The organism is Micromonospora sp. NPDC049799 (genome assembly GCF_040656655.1).
GTDB lineage: Bacteria > Actinomycetota > Actinomycetes > Mycobacteriales > Micromonosporaceae > Micromonospora.
The window spans coordinates 1-2006 of record NZ_JBFAMU010000714.1 but is presented as its reverse complement, the minus strand read 5'-3'; the positions used below and the strand labels follow the sequence as shown (position 1 = coordinate 2006).

Below are 2006 nucleotides of genomic sequence, written 5' to 3'. Positions count from 1 at the left end.
GCAGGATCGGTGGCGCGCAGCCGCGCCACCACGGCGGCGCCGACGATGGCCAGGGCCTGGGAATCCCGGGCGGAGAGGGTGAGCAGCTCGGGACCGTCCGGCGCGACCGGCGCGACCGCCTCCCGCGGCCGGTACGCCTCGAGCACCACGTGGGCGTTGGTGCCGCTCATCCCGAACGAGTTCACCCCGGCCACCCGGCGGGGCAGCGCCGCCGGCCAGGGCGCGGTCCGCCGGGGCACGGTGAAGCCGAGCCGGTCCCAGGGGATGTGCTCGTTGAGCGGGCCGTCGGACTCGTCGGCGGCCGGCGGAATCTCGCCGTGGTGCAGCATCAGCACGGTCTTCATCAGCCCGGCAACGCCGGAGGCGGCCTCCAGGTGGTTGAGCCGGGCCTTGACGCTGCCGACGCCGAGCGGGACGCCGCGCTCCCGGACCGCCGGGCCCAGGGCGGCGTCCAGGGCGCCCACCTCGACCGGGTCGCCGAGGAGCGTGCCGGTGCCGTGCGCCTCGACCCAGCCGACGTCGGCAGCGGCCACCCCGGCGTCGGCGAGGGCCGCCCGGACCACCTGCTGCTGGGCCGGGCCGCTGGGCACGGTCAGCCCGGAGGCCGCCCCGTCGTGGTTGACCGCGCTGCCCCGGACCACGGCCAGGATCGGCCGGCCCTCCCGTTCCGCCTCGTCCAGGCGCATGAGGACCAGCACCCCGACGCCCTCGCCGCGACCGTACCCGTCGGCGGAGGCCAGGAAGGACTTGGAGCGCCCCTCGGGGGAGAGCGCCCGGCTCTGGCACAGCGACACCATCAGGTTCGGCGACAGCAGCAGGTTCGAGCCGCAGACCAGCGCGTACCGGCACTCCCCGGCGCGCAGCGCGCGGACCGCCAGGTGCATCGCCACCAAGGAGGAGGAGCAGGCGGTGTCCACGCTGACCACCGGGCCGGCGAAGCCCATCACGAAGCTGATCCGACCGGCGCCGAAGCAGAGTCCGCCGCCGGTGGCGTAGTACGGGTCGAGCGGCGTCTTGTCCTCCCGCACCGCCAGCCGCTCACCGTACTCGGAGGCCATCATGCCGAGGTAGACGCCGACGTCCAGCCGGTCGGCGCGGCGGATGGCCACCCCGGCCCGTTCCAGCGCCTCCCAGGCGGTCTCCAGCAGCAGCCGCTGCTGCGGGTCGAGCAGCTCGGCCTCCCGCTGGGAGATGCCGAAGAAGTCCGCGTCGAAGTGGCCGATGTCGGCCAGGAAGGCGGCCCGGTCCACGTAGGAGCGTCCCGGGCGGACCGGCCCCGGCTGGTACGCGGCCCGGAGGCCGGGCCGGTCGTCGGGGATGCCGGTGACCGCGTGTGCGTCGCCGCGCAGGAAGTCCCAGAACTGCTCCGGCGTCCGCAGGTCTCCGGGGAAGCGCAGGCCGAGCCCGACGACGGCGAGCGGGGGGCGGTGCTCGCGCTCCAGTTCGCGGATCCGGGCCTGCTGCCGGCGGGAGAGCCGCAGCTGGTCCTCCACCAGTCGCCGCAACTCGGTGGCGTCCATCGTCACGTCCCTCACTCCTCCATGGCCAGGTCCGCCCGCACGGCCCGGACCAGCTCGTCGATCGACAGATCCGCCAGGTCGCCGTCCGTCCCGGCCGGGTCGTGCGCCGGACCGACGTACGACCCGGACCAGGCGTCGGCGTGCGACGCGGCGTCGGCCGGCTCGTCGTCGGGGTAGAGCAGGTCGATCGCGTACGCGGCGACCTGCGCGATGCTCGGGTGGTCGATGGCGACCGTGGCCGGCAGGTCGACGGCGAGCGCGTGCGACAGCCGGGTCCGCAGGTCGATGACCATGATCGAGTCGAGCCCGAGGTCGACGAAGCCGGCGTCGTCGTCGAGCGCGCCGGGATCACCCAGCGCCTCGCCGGCCACCCCGCGCACCGCCACCCGGAGCCGGCCCTCCCGCTCGTCCGGCGCGGTACGGTCCAGTTCCTCGCGCAGCCAGCCGCGCGGCATCGTCGGGGTTGCCGGCGCGGGCCGGGCGCCG

2 protein-coding genes are annotated in these 2006 nt (G+C 75.7%); both read right to left on the bottom strand.

Annotated elements, in window-relative coordinates; translation table 11 throughout:
* A partial coding sequence (locus AB0I76_RS28640) for a polyketide synthase (protein ID WP_357041883.1) occupies positions 1-1520 on the bottom strand: 1520 nt, incomplete at its 3' end.
* A gap of 11 nt (positions 1521-1531) precedes the next feature.
* Positions 1532-2006, bottom strand: a 475-nt coding sequence (locus AB0I76_RS28635) for an acyl carrier protein (protein ID WP_357041880.1), incomplete at its 5' end; no start/stop codon positions are given.